This window comes from Serratia sp. FGI94 (genome assembly GCF_000330865.1).
GTDB lineage: Bacteria > Pseudomonadota > Gammaproteobacteria > Enterobacterales > Enterobacteriaceae > Serratia_B > Serratia_B rubidaea.
Map to the genome: position 1 here is coordinate 1,442,545 of NC_020064.1, position 16,046 is coordinate 1,458,590.

The 16,046-nt window shown below is 58.0% G+C and carries 14 protein-coding genes; 7 read left to right on the plus strand and 7 right to left on the minus strand.

Annotation, left to right across the window (positions count from 1 at the left end; translation table 11 throughout):
* Window positions 1-315 precede the first annotated feature (315 nt).
* Window positions 316-1,200 carry a LysR family transcriptional regulator gene (locus D781_RS06655; RefSeq protein ID WP_015671545.1) on the minus strand — a complete coding sequence of 295 codons (885 nt, stop codon included), beginning with the start codon at window positions 1,198-1,200 and terminating at the stop codon, window positions 316-318.
* A 129-nt stretch (window positions 1,201-1,329) separates the two neighbouring features.
* Between D781_RS06655 and D781_RS06660 the strand changes: the two genes are divergently transcribed.
* Window positions 1,330-2,226, plus strand: coding sequence for an MBL fold metallo-hydrolase (locus tag D781_RS06660; RefSeq protein WP_233494117.1), 897 nt, complete (start codon window positions 1,330-1,332; stop codon window positions 2,224-2,226).
* A gap of 14 nt (window positions 2,227-2,240) precedes the next feature.
* On the plus strand, window positions 2,241-3,215 hold the full coding sequence (locus tag D781_RS06665) for an alpha/beta fold hydrolase (protein WP_015671547.1): 975 nt from the start codon (window positions 2,241-2,243) through the stop codon (window positions 3,213-3,215).
* Between the two features lie 27 nt (window positions 3,216-3,242).
* On the opposite strand, the gene D781_RS06670 is transcribed toward D781_RS06665, so the two are convergent.
* Window positions 3,243-4,133: a LysR family transcriptional regulator gene (locus D781_RS06670; protein WP_041411744.1), complete on the minus strand. Its 891-nt coding sequence runs from the start codon at window positions 4,131-4,133 to the stop codon at window positions 3,243-3,245.
* A gap of 111 nt (window positions 4,134-4,244) precedes the next feature.
* On the opposite strand from D781_RS06670, the gene D781_RS06675 reads away from it, so the two are divergent.
* Window positions 4,245-5,501: an alpha/beta fold hydrolase gene (locus D781_RS06675; protein ID WP_015671549.1), complete on the plus strand. Its 1,257-nt coding sequence runs from the start codon at window positions 4,245-4,247 to the stop codon at window positions 5,499-5,501.
* 8 nt (window positions 5,502-5,509) lie between these two features.
* Here D781_RS06675 and D781_RS06680 read toward each other — a convergent pair whose 3' ends face one another.
* Window positions 5,510-6,397, minus strand: a complete 888-nt coding sequence (locus D781_RS06680; protein WP_015671550.1) for a LysR family transcriptional regulator — start codon at window positions 6,395-6,397, stop codon at window positions 5,510-5,512.
* A 97-nt stretch (window positions 6,398-6,494) separates the two neighbouring features.
* On the opposite strand from D781_RS06680, the gene D781_RS06685 reads away from it, so the two are divergent.
* Entirely contained in the window at window positions 6,495-7,553 is a 1,059-nt protein-coding gene (locus tag D781_RS06685) for an SDR family oxidoreductase (RefSeq protein WP_015671551.1), read from the plus strand.
* 201 nt (window positions 7,554-7,754) lie between these two features.
* Here the strand turns inward: D781_RS06685 and D781_RS06690 are convergent, their stop codons facing one another.
* From D781_RS06690 to D781_RS06700, 3 genes are all read right to left on the minus strand, one after another.
* Window positions 7,755-8,549, minus strand: coding sequence for a hypothetical protein (locus D781_RS06690; RefSeq protein ID WP_015671552.1), 795 nt, complete (start codon window positions 8,547-8,549; stop codon window positions 7,755-7,757).
* Window positions 8,550-9,062: 513 nt separating this feature from the next.
* A complete protein-coding gene (locus D781_RS06695; RefSeq protein WP_015671553.1) occupies window positions 9,063-10,085 on the minus strand; it encodes a methionine synthase in 1,023 nt (340 codons plus the stop codon).
* Between the two features lie 29 nt (window positions 10,086-10,114).
* The gene (locus D781_RS06700) at window positions 10,115-11,092 is read right to left on the minus strand and encodes a DUF1852 domain-containing protein (RefSeq protein WP_015671554.1); all 978 of its coding nucleotides are present in this window, start codon (window positions 11,090-11,092) and stop codon (window positions 10,115-10,117) included.
* A gap of 296 nt (window positions 11,093-11,388) precedes the next feature.
* Between D781_RS06700 and ybiB the strand changes: the two genes are divergently transcribed.
* Both ybiB and D781_RS06710 read left to right on the plus strand, forming a co-directional pair.
* Window positions 11,389-12,342 (plus strand): DNA-binding protein YbiB, encoded by a 954-nt coding sequence (ybiB, locus tag D781_RS06705; protein ID WP_015671555.1) that lies wholly within the window; start codon window positions 11,389-11,391, stop codon window positions 12,340-12,342.
* 62 nt (window positions 12,343-12,404) lie between these two features.
* Window positions 12,405-14,258 (plus strand): M3 family metallopeptidase, encoded by a 1,854-nt coding sequence (locus tag D781_RS06710; RefSeq protein WP_015671556.1) that lies wholly within the window; start codon window positions 12,405-12,407, stop codon window positions 14,256-14,258.
* A 17-nt stretch (window positions 14,259-14,275) separates the two neighbouring features.
* Here the strand turns inward: D781_RS06710 and D781_RS06715 are convergent, their stop codons facing one another.
* Window positions 14,276-14,911, minus strand: a complete 636-nt coding sequence (locus tag D781_RS06715) for a flavin reductase family protein (protein WP_015671557.1) — start codon at window positions 14,909-14,911, stop codon at window positions 14,276-14,278.
* 130 nt (window positions 14,912-15,041) lie between these two features.
* Between D781_RS06715 and rlmF the strand changes: the two genes are divergently transcribed.
* Window positions 15,042-16,007, plus strand: a complete 966-nt coding sequence (gene rlmF, locus D781_RS06720; protein ID WP_015671558.1) for a 23S rRNA (adenine(1618)-N(6))-methyltransferase RlmF — start codon at window positions 15,042-15,044, stop codon at window positions 16,005-16,007.
* Window positions 16,008-16,046 lie beyond the last annotated feature (39 nt).

Consider the following 16,046-nt stretch of genomic DNA (forward strand, 5'->3'; position numbering starts at 1 on the left):
CCCTAAGTACCTCGAAAAGCTGGTTCAGAAAAGCACGCACCGTCGGATTAAAGCGCCGGCTCTCCCCGTTCCACTCAGGGCTTGGTCATAAAACTCGACGCCATCCCGACGTCCGCGCCGGCCGTGATGGCGGTGATTATTGCCTCAGTGTTACGGGGCGGACAGTTTGCAGGGCAAGGTGGTGCTGGTTGTTCAGCGCGCTCGCCCCGGCGAAAAGGCCTCTGCCGGCCGGGCACATACCGGAGGAGGGGAGCAAATACGATGCGCGGCATAAACGCGCCTGCTGGCAGCTACTGCCATATCCCCGCTGCGAACTCATTCCCCCTGGTTGAACAGGCTTCTGGCCCAGTCAATAAAAATGCGGACTTTGGAGGGCAGCTGGCGATTTTCCGGCCAGGCGATATGCACCGGTATGCGCTGGATGTTCCAGTCAGCAAACAGTTCGACCATTTGGCCGTTTGACAGGTATTCCTCAACCAGAAAGCGGTATGTCGTCACTACACCCAAACCGTTAAGCGCGGCCGTACGTGCGGCCATTGAATCATTAACGGCAAACTGCCACTGCGCGTTTATTCTTTCCACCTGCCTGTCGCGATACAGTTCATTCACCACCCTCTGGCCGGTGCGGGGGGAAACAATCTGTATCAGCGTATGCCCCTGCGCCAGATCGGCGGGATGCGCCGGCTGTCCGCTGCGTTCAAGGTAGCTGCGGCTGGCGCAGGTCACCCGCGCCAATTCCCCTAAAGAGCGGGCAATCAGGGCGTCGTTATACAACTCTCCAATCCGTATAACGCAGTCAATATTCTGTTCGATCAGATTGACCGTCCGGTTGCCGACGCTAAGCTCAAGCTGGATATCGGGATAACGCGCCAGAAAATCGGGCAACGCCGGTATCACCAGACAATAGGCCAGGGCATTCGGTACCTCTACGCGGACTTTTCCCCGCGGCTGCATGGCGGACATCTGAACGTTGCTATCCAGAATGTCGAGGTTTTCCAGCAGCCGTAACGTCCCCTGATAGTAAATCTGCCCCTGTTCGGTCAGGTTTAGCGTACGTGAAGTCCGGTTCAGCAGCTTTGCGCCCAGCTCATGTTCCAGCGCCTGGATATGCCGGGTGACGGTCGATTTCGGTATATTGAGCAGCCGGGCGGCACTGACAAAAGAGCCGGAATCCACCACCCGGACGAAAGAGCGCATCATTGTAAGCCTATCCAATCTGTGTACCTCAGACTATCGTTGCAAAATCAGCAACCATCCATCCCTTTCGCCCGTCTTGTTCGGCGGGGATAAACCGGCAAGTATAAAGCCTGTTATAGGTTGAACACTAAGGTGAGTAAAGTTATGTCTGCTATTACGACGCACAAAATCGGCCGCGCGCGGATAAGCAAAATCCCGGAGCTGGCGTTGGAAAACGTAGCGGGATCGTTTCTCTATCCGCAATGGCAGGATGATATCGCGCAAGATGCGGCCAAAGCATTGCCTGCATACTGTTTTTCCGGCGAGTTTTCTTCTCTGGCCCAAAGCACCCACAGCTGGTTGCTGCAGGTCGACGGCCTTACCCTGCTGATTGATACGGCGTCCGGCAACGGGAAATCGCGGCCGCGCAACCCGCTGTTCCACCAGTTGGACGTGCCGTATCTCGCCCGGCTGCGTGAAGCCGGCGTCGAGCCGGAGCAGGTGGATTATGTCTTCAATACCCATCTGCACGTCGATCACGTTGGTTGGAATACGGTGCAGAGCGGGGGACGCTGGGTGCCTACCTTTCCGAACGCCCGCTATATCTTTTCGCAGAAAGAGTTTGTTTATTACGCCGATCCTGACAACGTACGTCAGCCGAGCGAGTTCGTCCATGAAGACAGCGTAGCCCCGATTGTTGCCGCCGGCATGGGGACGCTGATAAACGGCGATGACGATTTTCCACTGGCAGGTTTTCAGCTCCATTCAACACCGGGACATAGTTACGATCACCTGTCGCTGAGTTTTACCTCGGAAGGAGAAACGGCCTTTTTCTGGGGCGACGTTATGCATCATCCGCTACAAATAGCGCTCCCGCAGTGGAATTCGGTGTTTTGTGAATTTCCCGAACAGTCCCTGCATTCGCGCCGCAAGGCGCTGGAGTTCGCCGTCGCGACGCGGGCAACCGTCTTCACGACCCATTTCCCCGGCGCTTCAGCGGGCAGGATCGAAACGAATGCCGAAGGCCAATTACAGTGGTTATCGTTATAAGGTGAGGCGCAATCATGTCTAAGCAGGAAATTTTCAGCGAACGCTTTTTGATCCCTTCTGATACTGCCGGTATCGCGCTGAACGTTATCAGAAAATGTCCGGATAAAAACCGGCGCTATGATGAGTCAAACACCTTATTAATGGTGCACGGCGCAACATATTCGTCCGGCAGTCTTTATGATACGCCGGTTGCGGGAAAGTCCTTTATGGATCATCTGGCTGACGCCGGATTCGATGTGTACGCCGTCGATGTGCGGGGCTATGGCGGCTCAACCCGTCCGCAGGCGATGGCAGAGCCGGCACAGCCGGGTTTGCCGCTGGGGCGTACCGAGACGGCGCTGCGTGATTTCACCTATGCGGCGGACTTTCTGTTGCGCACCAGGCAACTGAAACGGCTTAATATTTTTGGCATGTCCTGGGGAGGCACCATTGCTGCAACCTATACGGCGAAAAATAATGAAAAAGTGCGCCGTCTTGGCCTGCTCGCGCCGCAGTGGCTCAGCAATAAGCCGGTGCCCATTGATAGCGGGGAAGCGTTGGGCGCCTGGCGCATCGTTAATATGCATGCGGCGCATCGGCACTGGCTTAGCGCAGCGCCTGCCGACAAACGTGACGGCCTGATCCCTGAAGGCGCTTTTGACGCGTGGGTCGTGCATACCCTGGCCGCGGAACCGGACGCCGAATTACGTGCGGATACCTCGTTTAAATCAAGCAATGGCCCAATTCAGGATATCCGGGAATATTGGACGGCCGATAAGCCTTACTACCGGCCGGAGGATATACGGGTTCCCGTCATTCTGATGCACGGCGAATGGGATATTGATGTCCCCATTGATTTGATGCAGGCGTGGTTCCTGCTGGCAACGGGTTCACCAGAAAAACGCTGGGTGGAAATTGGTGAAGCGACACACATGCTGGTATTGGAAAAAAATCGTTTAGCGGCAATTCATGCCCTGACGGATTTTATGTCGGCATCACGTTCATCATAGCAGACGCGGATAGGTGAGCCGGCCAGCTTATGCCAGATGCGCCTCGGCGATAATCTCCATTAAAAAGTCGGCGACGACCCTGATCCGCGACGAGGCGACCAGGTCGGTATGACTGACCAGCCACAGATCCTCGGCAAACACCTGCTGCGTGGGGATGACCTCCACCAGGTCGTGGTTCTGTGCGGCAATAAAGCAGGGCAGCACCGCCAGCCCCAGGCCCGCTTTTACGGCGCCGATCTGGGTGACCAGGCTGGTTAAGGCTAATGCCGACGTCCGGTCGGGGAAGCGTTCATTGAGCCATCTGGCGGCGGGAAGGTGGCTGAATGACCTGTCCCAGGTGATAAAGTTGCGGCCTGCCGCTGGGTTATCGGCGGGCGCAGGATGCGCGCGCAGATAGGCCTCGGCGCCGTACACCGCAGAGGTTACCACGCCGGCCCTGCGTACTTTTAAGCTGTTCTGCTCGGGACGAACCAGCCGCAGTGCGATATCGGCATCATTGCGCACTACCGATACGGTATTGACCCCGGTGATCAGTTCCAGCGTGATGCCGGGATAGCGGGCCTGAAAGCGCGGCAGCGCCGGAATAATCAGGTGGTTTGCCAGCGTCACCGCCGTCGCCAGGCGTACGGTTCCGGCCGGCGTCAGATCCCGGCCGGAGATTTTTTTCTCCAGCGTTATGACCTTGCCTTCCACCTCTTCGGCATATCGGAGCACCTCCTGCCCGGCATCGGTAAGAAAGTAGCCGGTCTGGTGATGGAGAAACAGACAGGTCTGTAAGCTGCTTTCAAGCGCGCTAATCCTGCGTGACACCGTCGACTGGCTGACGTTCAGCTTAACGGCCGTTTTGGTGAGGCTGTTGGTGCGCGCGACGGCTAAAAAGAAGCGTAAGTCGTTCCAGTCCATATTTATTCCACGCATGCCATTTTCTATTTTTGGAAAATAATTGGCTGATTTTATCTGTAGTTTTCAAAATATGGAAAAAATAAACTTTCATCGTGGTATTCATGCTTTTTCACGAGGAACAATCAGATGGAAACACCCCATAGCCATGACACACAAGCGCTGAGCGCAAAAAAGACCGTTGAGGCCTATCTGGCGGCCTTTGCCGCAGGCAAGGTGGAGGATATGGTCAGCCTGCTTGATGACAATGTCGTGTGGCATATTGACGGCGTGCCGGAGGTATCCACCGTCGGGTTGTTGCAGGGGCCGGAGCAGGTCAGGCACTGGCTGCACGCTTTTCCGCAGCACTTCAGGCCGCTGGATTTTTCCATCAGTGACATGATTGCCCATCATGACAGCGTGCTGGTGCTGGGTCGCTTTCGTCATATCGTACTGAGTACGGGAAATGCGGTGGGCAGCGATATGATTATTCATTTTAAGGTATCAGCGTCGAAAATTACCCGTTATCAAATGTTTGAAGATTCTGCGCTGCTTGGCAGGGCGTTTGATGTCGATGATGAATGGCAGCTTCAGCAGGTGAGAATTAACGGCACGCTGTATCGTTACCGCGATATCGGCGAAGGGCCGACGCTGCTGTTTGCCCACGGGCTGTTCGCCAACCATGAAATTTTCTCTGCACAGGTTGCGGCCCTGAGTCAGTCGTACCGCTGTATTGTTTTGGATATGCCGGGACACGGCCAGAGCGAGTACCATCCCGCCGGCTGGACGCTTGACGACCTGAGCAGCGATTTGGCGTTAATGATTCAGGAGCTGTCGCTGGGCAAAGTGACCGTGGTTGGCCAGAGTCAGGGCGGCATGGTCGCCATCAGACTCGCCGCACGCTATCCGCAGCGGGTGTCCGGTTTGGTGCTGATCGGCACCAGCGCCAGAGTGGAATACCCGGAACGTCTGCCAAACTGGCGCAGGCAGCGCGGCATTCTGCTCAGCGGTTCAGATGCTGAGCGTGGCGATTTATTTAAACGCCTTCAGGGTTATATCAACAGCGAACGATGGCTGCAGAATCATCAGGCAGAGGCCGCCCGGGAGCGCCGCATCATGCTGTCGCACGGTCGCGCAGGGTTAGCGCTTGCATTGGATGCCGCGGTGTTTGAACGCGGGGATATCACCGCGCTACTGCCAGATATCACGGCGCCGACATTGATTATCTGTGGTGAACAGGACACGGCCACCCCCGTTGCACTGAGTCAGGAGATGGCGGGCCTGATCCCTGCAGCCCGTCTGCTGATCCTGGCCGGCGTGGGCCATCATCCGCCGACCGAAGCGGCGCAGGCGGTAACGGCGGCGATTGCAGAATTCCTGGCAGTGAAACGCCCTGATTCTGACTGATCTTCCCTTCAGCCATTCCCCGTTATTTCAGGCAGCCATTGCTCGATCACGCGGATGAGGCTTCTGACCCGCTGCGGGATAAAGCGCGCGTCGGGATAGACGGCATAGAGGAAGCGGTCAGGCAACCGGTAGTCCGGCAATACGCTGACCAGCTCGCCAGACTGCAGCGCCCTGGCCGCCAGCGGCAGCTGCATGCCGCCGATGCCGACGCCGGACTTTATCGCCTGCAGCAGCGCTTCGCTGGTGTTGGCCCGGAACACGGTATTCACTTTCACATCGACAGTTTCATCAGCGCTGACCAGGCGCAGCGGGGCATCCGGCGCGATGCCGCTGAACCGCACGTGCGGATGCGCCGCCAGCTCGCTCAGAGTATGCACCGCGGCAAAACCGGGGGCGGCAAACAGCGCCGTTTCAATACGTGCCAGCATGCGCGCCGCGTGGGGTTCCGGCGGCTCGGTGCCCAGCCGCAGCGCGACGTCCACGCCTTCACTGACCAGATCGGCGATGCGGTCATCCAGCGACAGCGTCAGGTGCAACCCCGCATGCATGTTCTGCAGCGCCAGCAGATGCGGTAAAAAAAGCGTCCCCAGACCGCTCGGCAACTGCAGATGCACGCTGCCTTGCCATTGATGATCGGTCGGGTTCAGGCGGCTTTCCGCTTCGCGCATGGCGTCCAGCACCAGCATCATATCGCGTCGGTAACGCTCGCCCTGCTCGGTGAGCGCCATCACGCGGGTGGTGCGGCGCAGCAATACCACGCCGAGCTCCGCCTCAAGGGCGGCAATCTGCTGGCTGACCGCCGACTGTTTCATGCCGAGCTGGCGGGCCGCGGCGGAAAAAGAACCCGCGTCTGCGACACGTAAGAAGGTAGCAATGGCGTTGAGCTTATTATTCATTTAATGATTCTACTTATAAGTGTCATCAGTTTCATGGGCTATGTGTGGAAAAAATAATATATCACACTGGATCCGTCACCATTCCCGGAGAAATACCATGAACAAGATGCAGCAACAGAGGGTCGCGCTGGTCGCCGGCGCCGGCGGCGTGGTCGGTAGCCAACTGGTCAGCACGCTTTTGCAGAGCGGGTGGGAAGTCATTGGCCTGAGCCGTCATGCTTCCTCCCATCCAGCCGGCATTCCGCTGGTTAACGTCGATTTGCTGGATGCGCAGCACAGCGCGCAGGCGTTGCAGCCGCTTGGTAACGTCAGCCATATCTTTTACAGTGCCTGGGTGAACGCCGCGAACTGGACAGAGATGGTGGAGCCGAACGTCACCATGCTGCGCAACCTGGTGACGAATATGGAGAATATCGCGCCGCTGCAGACCGTCAGCCTGATGCAGGGCTACAAGGTATATGGCGCACATCTCGGGCCATTCAAAACCCCGGCGCGTGAAAGCGACCCGGGCGTGCCCGGCGCAGAGTTCAACGCCGCCCAGCTCGCCTGGCTCAGCCAGTTTCAGCGCGGGAAAGCGTGGCATTGGAATGCCATCAGGCCGGGCGTGGTGGGGAGCGCGCTGCCCGGCAACACGATGAATCTGGTGCTGAGCATCGCGCTGTATGCGTCGCTGTGTAAGGCGCAGGGCTTACCGCTGCGCTTTCCCGCTTCAGAGCACACCTGGCGCAGCATCGTTGATCATACCGACGCCGTGCTGCTGGCGGAAGCCACGCAGTGGGCGGCTACTTCGCCGACGGCGGAGAATCAGGCGTTTAACGTCAATAACGGCGACGTCTGGCGCTGGAACGAGCTGTGGCCGCGCATCGCGCAGTGGTTTGAGCTGGAGTGCGCGCCGCCGGTCAGGCTGTCATTTAGCCAGCTGTTTCAGGACTACCGTGCGGCGTGGCGTGAACTTGCCGTAGGACAGCAACTGGCGCAGGCGGATATTTTACGGCTGAGCGACGGGAGTTTTGCCGATTTTGTCTTTGGCTGGGATTACGACATGTTTGGCGATGGCAGCAAGCTGCGCCGGGCAGGCTTCACCCGCATGCAGGCAACCGACGAGATGTTCTTCAGCCTGTTCGCGCAACTGCGGGCGGCGCGTATTATCCCCTGATAAAGCGTTACAGCAGAAATTGAGCAATATGTAGGCGGTATTGAAACGCCACGGTGAGTCTGCTTTGGGGCATTATGGTTTATCAATAATGAGGGGCGCTCAATCGCTTCTGATTGAGCGCCCGATCATCAAACCCCATGGCGGCAAGCGGCGTGCTTTCCCGTCATGCATGTCTGCCCATCGCAAAAGCGGCAGCGATCGTTATATTTCATTCGGTTTCTCTTGAGGGGATTCCTCTCGGCCATGCAGCGGCCTCGTCATCAAGCTACGATTTATTTTACTCAGCATCTGGTGGAAGATGTTAACCAGTATATCTTTCACGGAAAGGCTTACAATGATGGCCAGTCCATCGCCGTTTACATAGCCGGGGTTGGTCTCTATAAAAAATTGAGCGTCGCTACTTATCCCACCTTTCGGTTTTTTTTCAACGCGGGTTGGCCCTAGTCCATCGTTATGAATGAATACGCCATTTTCTCTTTTTATCTCCAGAGCAAACTTATTGAGCAATGTCTCGCATAGATCTTTCATCGGAGTATTTTGCCGTGCATTTTCCTTGGTCGGCCATACTTTATTTCTGTTGCAGCCTTTCTTGAGCATTGAACAATAGCTGGAAGGGTGGATGCACAGTTCAAAGAAGAGTGATTTTCTTGGGCGGTGTAACATTTCTGAAATCACAAATTTTAAATAGGTTAATTTAACGATGTTTTTATTTCTATAATCTTTCAATAACCCAACCTGACTGCGGAAAATGTTTGACTTTTTGTTGTTTATTTCTGTTTCGTATCGCTGCATGCACATAAAGCCAACGGGGATGTTATCATCATAATAAATGGCAATTTTGCTGATGGCCGCACCGGGGTGAATATACGCCGAGATGATGTCATCTGACGTGATATTATCGGGAGGAAAGAATATTTTTTCGTGCAATTCGCTGAGTAAGTTGACAACATGTTTGCCATAAATTTCATTTTTTTCGAAAATCTTTACGTGTAGCATGCAACCCCCATCTTAATATTTAAATAGTACATCAATTAAACGCAATCTTCTTAATGGTGCTAATAATGTCATCAACTTGATTATTATTATTTTCTGATTGTCCCGTTCTTGTTTGCCCTAATCCGCATAGAAAAGGCCTTCAATAAGGGACGGTATATCACACGAATGTTAAGATTATTTTAACTATAGTAAAGCATCGCCGGTATGGCTAGTTTTGACCTGACTGACGCCATACGCTGGCGGCCGGCATGGTGTCTAGGTCATCGCAGGGGGATGGCGATCGGCGATTGCGCTGAACACGCGATACATCAGGTCGCGAACCGGGGAAATTGGCGGGGGGATGGACGTTAAATGGTCAAGTGCTTCTTATGATTATTGTTGCAATTGTTATCAGTTCCTCCCTTTTGTTCTCGGGGGGAATGACGTGCCGGCTGCCGGCACCCTGAAGCAGAAAAAATCAGGCGATCGCTGCCGATCGCCTGATATGGGGTGCGCCTGTAAACGCGTGCCGGCTTACAGCTCGCGGCGGATGATTTCCGCGCCGGCGCTTAACGCACGCAGCTTGCCGCTGGCGACCTGGCGGGCCAGCGGTGCCATGCCGCAGTTGGTCGACGGGTAGAGTTTGTCGGCATCGACAAACTGCAGCGCTTTACGTAAGGTGTCGGCCACTTCTTCGGGCGTTTCGATAACGTTGGTCGCCACGTCAATGGCGCCGACCATCACTTTTTTACCGCGGATCAGTTCCAGCAGATCCATAGGAACGCGTGAGTTATGGCATTCCAGCGAGATGATATCGATATTGGATTTCTGCAGCTTGGGAAACGCCTCTTCATACTGGCGCCACTCGGAGCCCAGCGTCTTTTTCCAGTCGGTATTGGCTTTGATGCCGTATCCGTAGCAGATATGCACCGCCGTTTCACACTTCAGGCCTTCGGTGGCCCTTTCCAGCGCGGCGATGCCCCAGTCGTTCACCTCATCAAAGAACACGTTAAAGGCCGGCTCATCAAACTGGATAATGTCGACGCCTGCCGCCTCCAGCTCTTTGGCTTCCTGATTGAGGATCTTGGCGAACTCCCAGGCCAGCTTTTCACGGCTTTTATAGTGGTTGTCATACAGCGTGTCGATCATGGTCATCGGGCCGGGCAGGGCCCATTTAATCGGCTGTGTGGTGAGCTGGCGTAAAAATTTGGCGTCATCCACAAAAACGGGCTTTTGACGTTCCACGGCGCCCACCACGGTCGGCACGCTGGCGTCATAGCGGTTACGAATTTTAACCACCTGACGCTGTTCAAAATCCACCCCGTTCAGATGTTCAATAAAGGTGGTCACAAAGTGTTGACGCGTCTGTTCGCCGTCGCTGACGATATCAATACCGGCCCGCAGCTGGTCTTCCAGGGACAGGCGCAGCGCATCCTGTTTGCCTTCAATCAACGCTTCATTCTGCAGCTTCCAAGGGGACCACAGCGTCTCCGGCTGCGCCAGCCAGGAAGGTTTAGGCAGGCTGCCGGCGGTGGAAGTAGGGAGCAATGTTTTCATAATCAGATAGCCTTTATATTTTCAGTTAATCAAAGCGCGTAGTTAGCAGACCATTGCTCAAGAATATTCTGGTATGGTTTGATAAAGTGCTCTTCGGTAAATTTTCCCTGCTCGATAGCCAGTCGGCTGCGCTCTTCCCGGTCATAGACAATTTTGGTCAGCGAATGATCCTGATTATTCAGGCTCGGCTGATAGCACAGCCCGGCCGCTGAGTTGGCATTGTAAATCTCGGGGCGGTAAATCTTTTGGAACGTCTCCATCGTGCTGATGGTGCCGATCAACTCCAGATCGGTGTAATCACTCAGCAAATCGCCGGAGAAGTAGAAGGCCAAAGGCGCCACGCTGTTTGGCGGCATAAAATAGCGCACCTGCAGGCCCATTTTGTTGAAATATTGGTCGGTCAACGAAGAGCGATCCTGCCGGTACTCGATGCCCAATATCGGGTGCTGGTTGCCCGTCCGGTGATAGGTGTCTTTGTTTGAGATACTTAAACAGATCACCGGCGATTTTTTAAAGTTTTCCTGATATTCGCGTGAGTTGACGAAGTATTTGAAGATATTCCCGTGCAGCGCGCCGAAATTCTCCGGAATATTGAAGTCAGCCTTGTTTTTATTGTGATCCAGCAGCAGCACGCTGAAGTCATAATCGCGCACGTAGGACGAGAAATTATTACCGACAATGCCTGCAATACGCTGGCTGGTTTGCTTGTCGACGATATGGGTTTGCAAGATTTCAATCACCGGGAAGGGCGTACTGCTCCCCTCTACGTGCATCTCAACGGAGATAATGTCCAGCTCAATAGCATAGCGGTCGCTTTTCGGGTTATCCCAATAGGCCAGATTATTGCAACGGTTATTCATCATGGTGAGCGTATTGCGCAGGTTTTCCTGACGATTTTTCCCTCTGGCCAGATTGGCGAAGTTGGTGGTAATACGCGTGCTTTCGGCAGGGTTGTAGTTTTCATCAAACTGGCTGCGCTTAATCGTAAAGGTAAACTGTTGCTTCATGGTGATCTGGCATCCCGGGTTCTGACGTGAGGGCTGAAGGTGCTGCCTGCGGTGCCAGGGAGCGCTGGTTTCCCGCTTATCAGCCGTCATGTTGTCAATTCGTTAATATTGAGTAATTTATGCCAGAGCCCCGGGATGAGTGAAAGCGAGTTAATTTCATAACAACATGAGTCATCTTCATGTTCCGGCGCACGTTGGCAGCCGGCATTTTCTTACCGCGCGCGCAGCGCATGGATGAGGTTGAGCGCCACGGCAGATAGCGTATGCTAATTAGCATCGCATTGAAGGAAAGCCTTATGGATTACAGCAAAATTATCAAAGAAATAGGGCGCGGCAAGCTGCACGCGCGCAGTCTGGAGCGGGAAACGGCGCGTCAGCTGTACCAGGCGATGCTGGCCGGTGAGGTGCCGGAGCTGGAGCTGGGCGGCGTGCTGATCGCTTTGCGCATCAAGGGCGAAGCGGAAGAAGAGATGATCGGTTTCTACCAGGCGATGCAGCAGCAGGTGGCGCAGCTGCAGCCGCCGGCGGGGCGGCCGATGCCGGTGGTGCTGCCGAGTTACAACGGCGCGCGCAAGCAGGCCAACCTGACGCCGCTGCTGGCTCTGCTGCTGGCGCGGGTCGGGCTGCCGGTGGTGGTGCACGGCGTGGTGGACGACGCCACCCGCGTCACCAGCGGGGAAATCTTCCGGGCGCTGGGGATTGAGGAAGCCGCGGATGCGGCCGCGGCGCAGCGGCGGCTCGACGGCGGTGAAGCGGTGTATATGCCGGTCACCGCGCTGTCGCCGGCGCTGGAGCATCAGCTCGGCCTGCGCTGGCGCATGGGGGTGCGCAACAGCGCCCATACGCTGGCCAAGCTGGCGACGCCGTTCGGCGAGCATGATGTGCTGCGTCTGGCCAGCGTCTCCCACCCGGAATACGTGGACCGCGTCGGGTCGTTTTTCCGCCAGATCGGCGCGCGTGGCCTGCTGATGCACGGCACCGAAGGCGAAGCCTACGCCAACCCGCAGCGCTGCCCGCAGATTCACTTTATTGCCGACGGCGAACAGCGCGTGCTGCTGGAACGTCCGGCGCTGAATGAAACGCCGGACTTACCGGCGGCGAAAGACGCCGAGACCACCGCACGCTGGATTGAGCGCTGCCTGGCCGGCGAGGTGGCGATCCCGCAGGCGCTGGCGCTGCAGGTGGCCTGCTGTCTGGTGGCCACCGGTCAGGCGGCAACGCTGGAGCAGGGGCTGGCGCGGCTGGCGTAAGGGGCATTTTACTTTTCACCTCCGGGGCGGATTGGCGCCGCTCCGCGACAGGAAGGACGGCTATGCAACAGGCTCTCGATTACTTTAATCAGTTAAATCAGGACTATCTGCGGGTGCACCAGACCAAGGAGGAGCTGTTCTGGCAGCAGTATATGGGCACCGGCGCGGACGACGTGTCGGCGCGCTTTACCGCGGCGGAAAGCGCCTATAAGCGGTTTATCGGCGAGCCGCGCCGTTTGGCGGAGATCCGTCAGCTGCTGGCGCAGCTGGAAAACCAGGCGCCGAGCGAGGCGCTGCGCGCGCTGCAGCATGGCCTGAACGGTTGGCTGCGCTTTTTTGACTGCAACGCGGTGGAAGATCCCGCCGCGCAGCAGCTGCTGGATCAGATCATCGCCGCCGAGTCCGATCTGTTCGATCGCCGCAAAGCCTACCCGGTCACCCACCTCAACGCGCAGGGCGAGCGGGTGGCGGCGTCGCTGGGTGAGCTGCTGACCAATCAGGCGACCAACGAAAATGAAGCGTACCGGCGCAGCTCGCAAGACGCGCTGCGCGATCTGGAGCAGTGGCTGCTGCACAACGGCCTGCCGGAATTGATTGGTCTGCGCAACCGCTTTGCGCGCCAGATGGGCTACCGCAACTACTTCGATTACAAGGTGAATAAAACCGAGCGCATGACGCCGGAACAGCTGTTCGCCATCCTCGATCGCTTCGAGCAGCAGACCCGCGAGGCCAACGCAAACAGCCTGCGGCAGCTGGCGGAGCGGCAGGGCGAGCAGGCGCTGCAGCCGTGGAATATCCGCTATGCCAGCGCCGGCGACGTCACGCGCCAGCTCGACCCGTACTTCCCGTTCTCGCAGTCGCTGGAGCGCTGGGTCAACAGCTTCAAGCGGCTGCATATCAGCTTCCGCGGCGCGGCGTTGAATCTGGATCTGCTGGTGCGGCCGGGCAAATATGAAAACGGCTTTATGCACGGCCCGGTGCCGCCGTTTGTGCAGCAGGGGCAGTGGCTGCCGGCGCAGATTAACTTCACCAGCCTGGCGCAGCCGGGGCAGGTGGGCAGCGGCGCCTCCGGCCTGAATACCCTGTTCCACGAGGGCGGCCACGCGGCGCACTTTGCCAATATCGCCCAGAACGCGCCGTGCTTTTCGCAGGAGTTCCCGCCCACCTCGATGGCCTATGCGGAAACCCAGTCAATGTTCTGCGACAGCCTGCTGGACGACGCCGACTGGCTGAAGCGCTATGCCAAAAACGCCGCCGGCGATGCGGTGCCGGACGCGTTGATCAAGGCCGGCATCGATGCGCGTCAGCCGATGCGCGCCTTTAACGAGCGCCATATTCTGCTGGTGCCGTACTTTGAGTGGGCGCTGTATCAGTGGGATGACGAGCAGCGTACGCCGCAGGCGATAACGCAGCTGGCGCGCGACGTTGAGCAGCGGATCCTCGGCGTCAGCGGCAGCCCGCGGCCGACGCTGGCGATCCCGCACCTGCTGTCGCTGGAGTCCGCCTGTTCGTATCAGGGCTATCTGCTGGCGCTGATGGCGGTGGAGCAGACGCGCCACTTCTTCCTGCAGCGCGACGGTTACCTGACCGATAACCCGGCTATCGGCCCCGATCTGGCGCATCACTACTGGCTGCCGGGCAACGGCGTCAGCCACGACGACACCCTGCGCAGCCTGACCGGCGAAGGCTTTAACCCGGACTATCTGGCGGCGGCCTGCAACCAGACGGTGGAGCAGGCCTGGCTGACGGCGCAGCAGAGCATGGCGGCCGCGGCGGCGCGTCCGCAGCCGGCGGCGGATTTTAACCTGGAGGCGCATATCCGCGTGGTGGACGGCGATCGCGTGCTGGCGGACAACGCCGACGGCGATGCGCAGATGTGCCGTGACTTTGCCGCGGCGATAGAGGCGCGGCAGTAAGCGGCGCGGCGGGCGCGCTACTTCAGCGCGTCCGGCCGCACCAGATCAAAGCGGTGGCTGTCAGAGATGGCGTAGTACGCCGTTGGCCCGCCGGCGCGCAGGATCGGCTGTGCGGCGGCGGTCTGATAGACGCCGTGCTCATCCAGCAGCGCGCGCTCGATATGCACCGCCACCACTTCCCCCAGCACCAGCCAGGTATCGACCTTGTCGCCGGCCGCGCTCTGCAGCTGGATGCACTGGCTCAGCCGGCACTCGAAGTGCACCGGACTTTCCGCCACCCGTTCGGCCCTGACCTTGCGGCCGGGCAGCGGCGTCAGACCGGCGAAGGCGAACTCATCCTCGTGGCGCGGCAGCGACGCCGAGCTGTTGTTCATCGCCTCGGCCAGCGGGCGGGTCGCCAGGTTCCAGACGAATTCGCCGGTTTCGACAATATTGGCCACGCTGTCTTTCCAGCCGGAGCTGGCGAAGCCGATGATCGGCGGCCGGTAGTTAAAACAGTTAAAGAAGCTGTAGGGCGCCAGATTGCGCTGCCCGTCGGCGCTGACGGAGGAAATCCAGCCGATCGGGCGCGGCCCGATAATCGCGTTCAGCGGATCGTGCGGCAGGCCGTGGCCGGCGGCGGGTTCATAGTAATAACGTGATTCACTGCTCATACTGTCGGTGTTCTCCCGGGCTGAGTGGCGGCTAAAATCCCTTTATTCTGGCGCGTTTCCCGCCGGCTGCAAGTTTGCCCGGCGAATATGCTATCTTATGCCGCAGTTCACGCCAGTAAGAGTACGTCAGGTGCAAAAAAAGAAAACTTTTCCGCAGCAGAAAAACGGCCTGCATCCCCGCAACCGCCACCGTTCCCGCTATGATTTCCCGCAGCTTATCGCCAGCTGCCCGGCATTAGCGCCGTTTGTCGCGCCGAATCAGTGGGGCGACCTGTCGATAGACTTCGCCGATCCGGCGGCGGTGAAAATGCTTAACCGCGCCCTGCTGCAGCATTTTTACGGTATTGAACACTGGGATATTCCGGCCGGCTATTTGTGCCCGCCGATCCCCGGCCGCGCCGACTACCTGCATCACCTGGCGGATCTGTTGGCGGCCGGCAACGGCGGCGCGATCCCGCGCGGCAAGGGCGTGGCGATCCTGGATATCGGCGTCGGGGCCAACTGTATTTACCCGATCGTCGGCGTACGTGAATACGGCTGGCGCTTTACCGGCTCCGAGGTGGAAAGCGGGGCGCTGCAGTCGGCCAAAATGATCGTTGCGATGAACCCGTCGCTGAAAAACAGCGTGCGTCTGCGGCAGCAAAAGCAGCCGACGCGGATCTTTGACGGCATTATCGGCCCCGCCGAGCGCTTCGACGCCACGCTGTGCAACCCGCCGTTCCACGCCTCCGCCGAAGAGGCGCGCGCCAGCACCCGGCGCAAGCTGCATAAGCTGGGCAAGGGCGAGCTGGCGGCGCAGCCGGTGCAGAACTTCGGCGGCAAGAATAATGAACTGTGGTGCGATGGGGGCGAAGAGGCCTTTGTCTGCGCGATGGTGGCGGAGAGCGTCAGCAAGGCGCAAAACTGCCTGTGGTTCACCTCGCTGATCTCCAAAAGCAGCACGCTGCCGGCGGTGTATCAGGCGCTGCGGCAGGCGGGGGCGGCGGAGGTGCGCACCGTTGAAATGGCGCAGGGGCAAAAAATCAGTCGCTTTGTCGCCTGGACGTTCCACACCGCGGAGCAGCAGGCCGCCTGGGCCGCCGAGCGCTGGCGCTGATCCCGTCCCGTTGATGCGCCGGCAGTCGCGCCGGCGCAA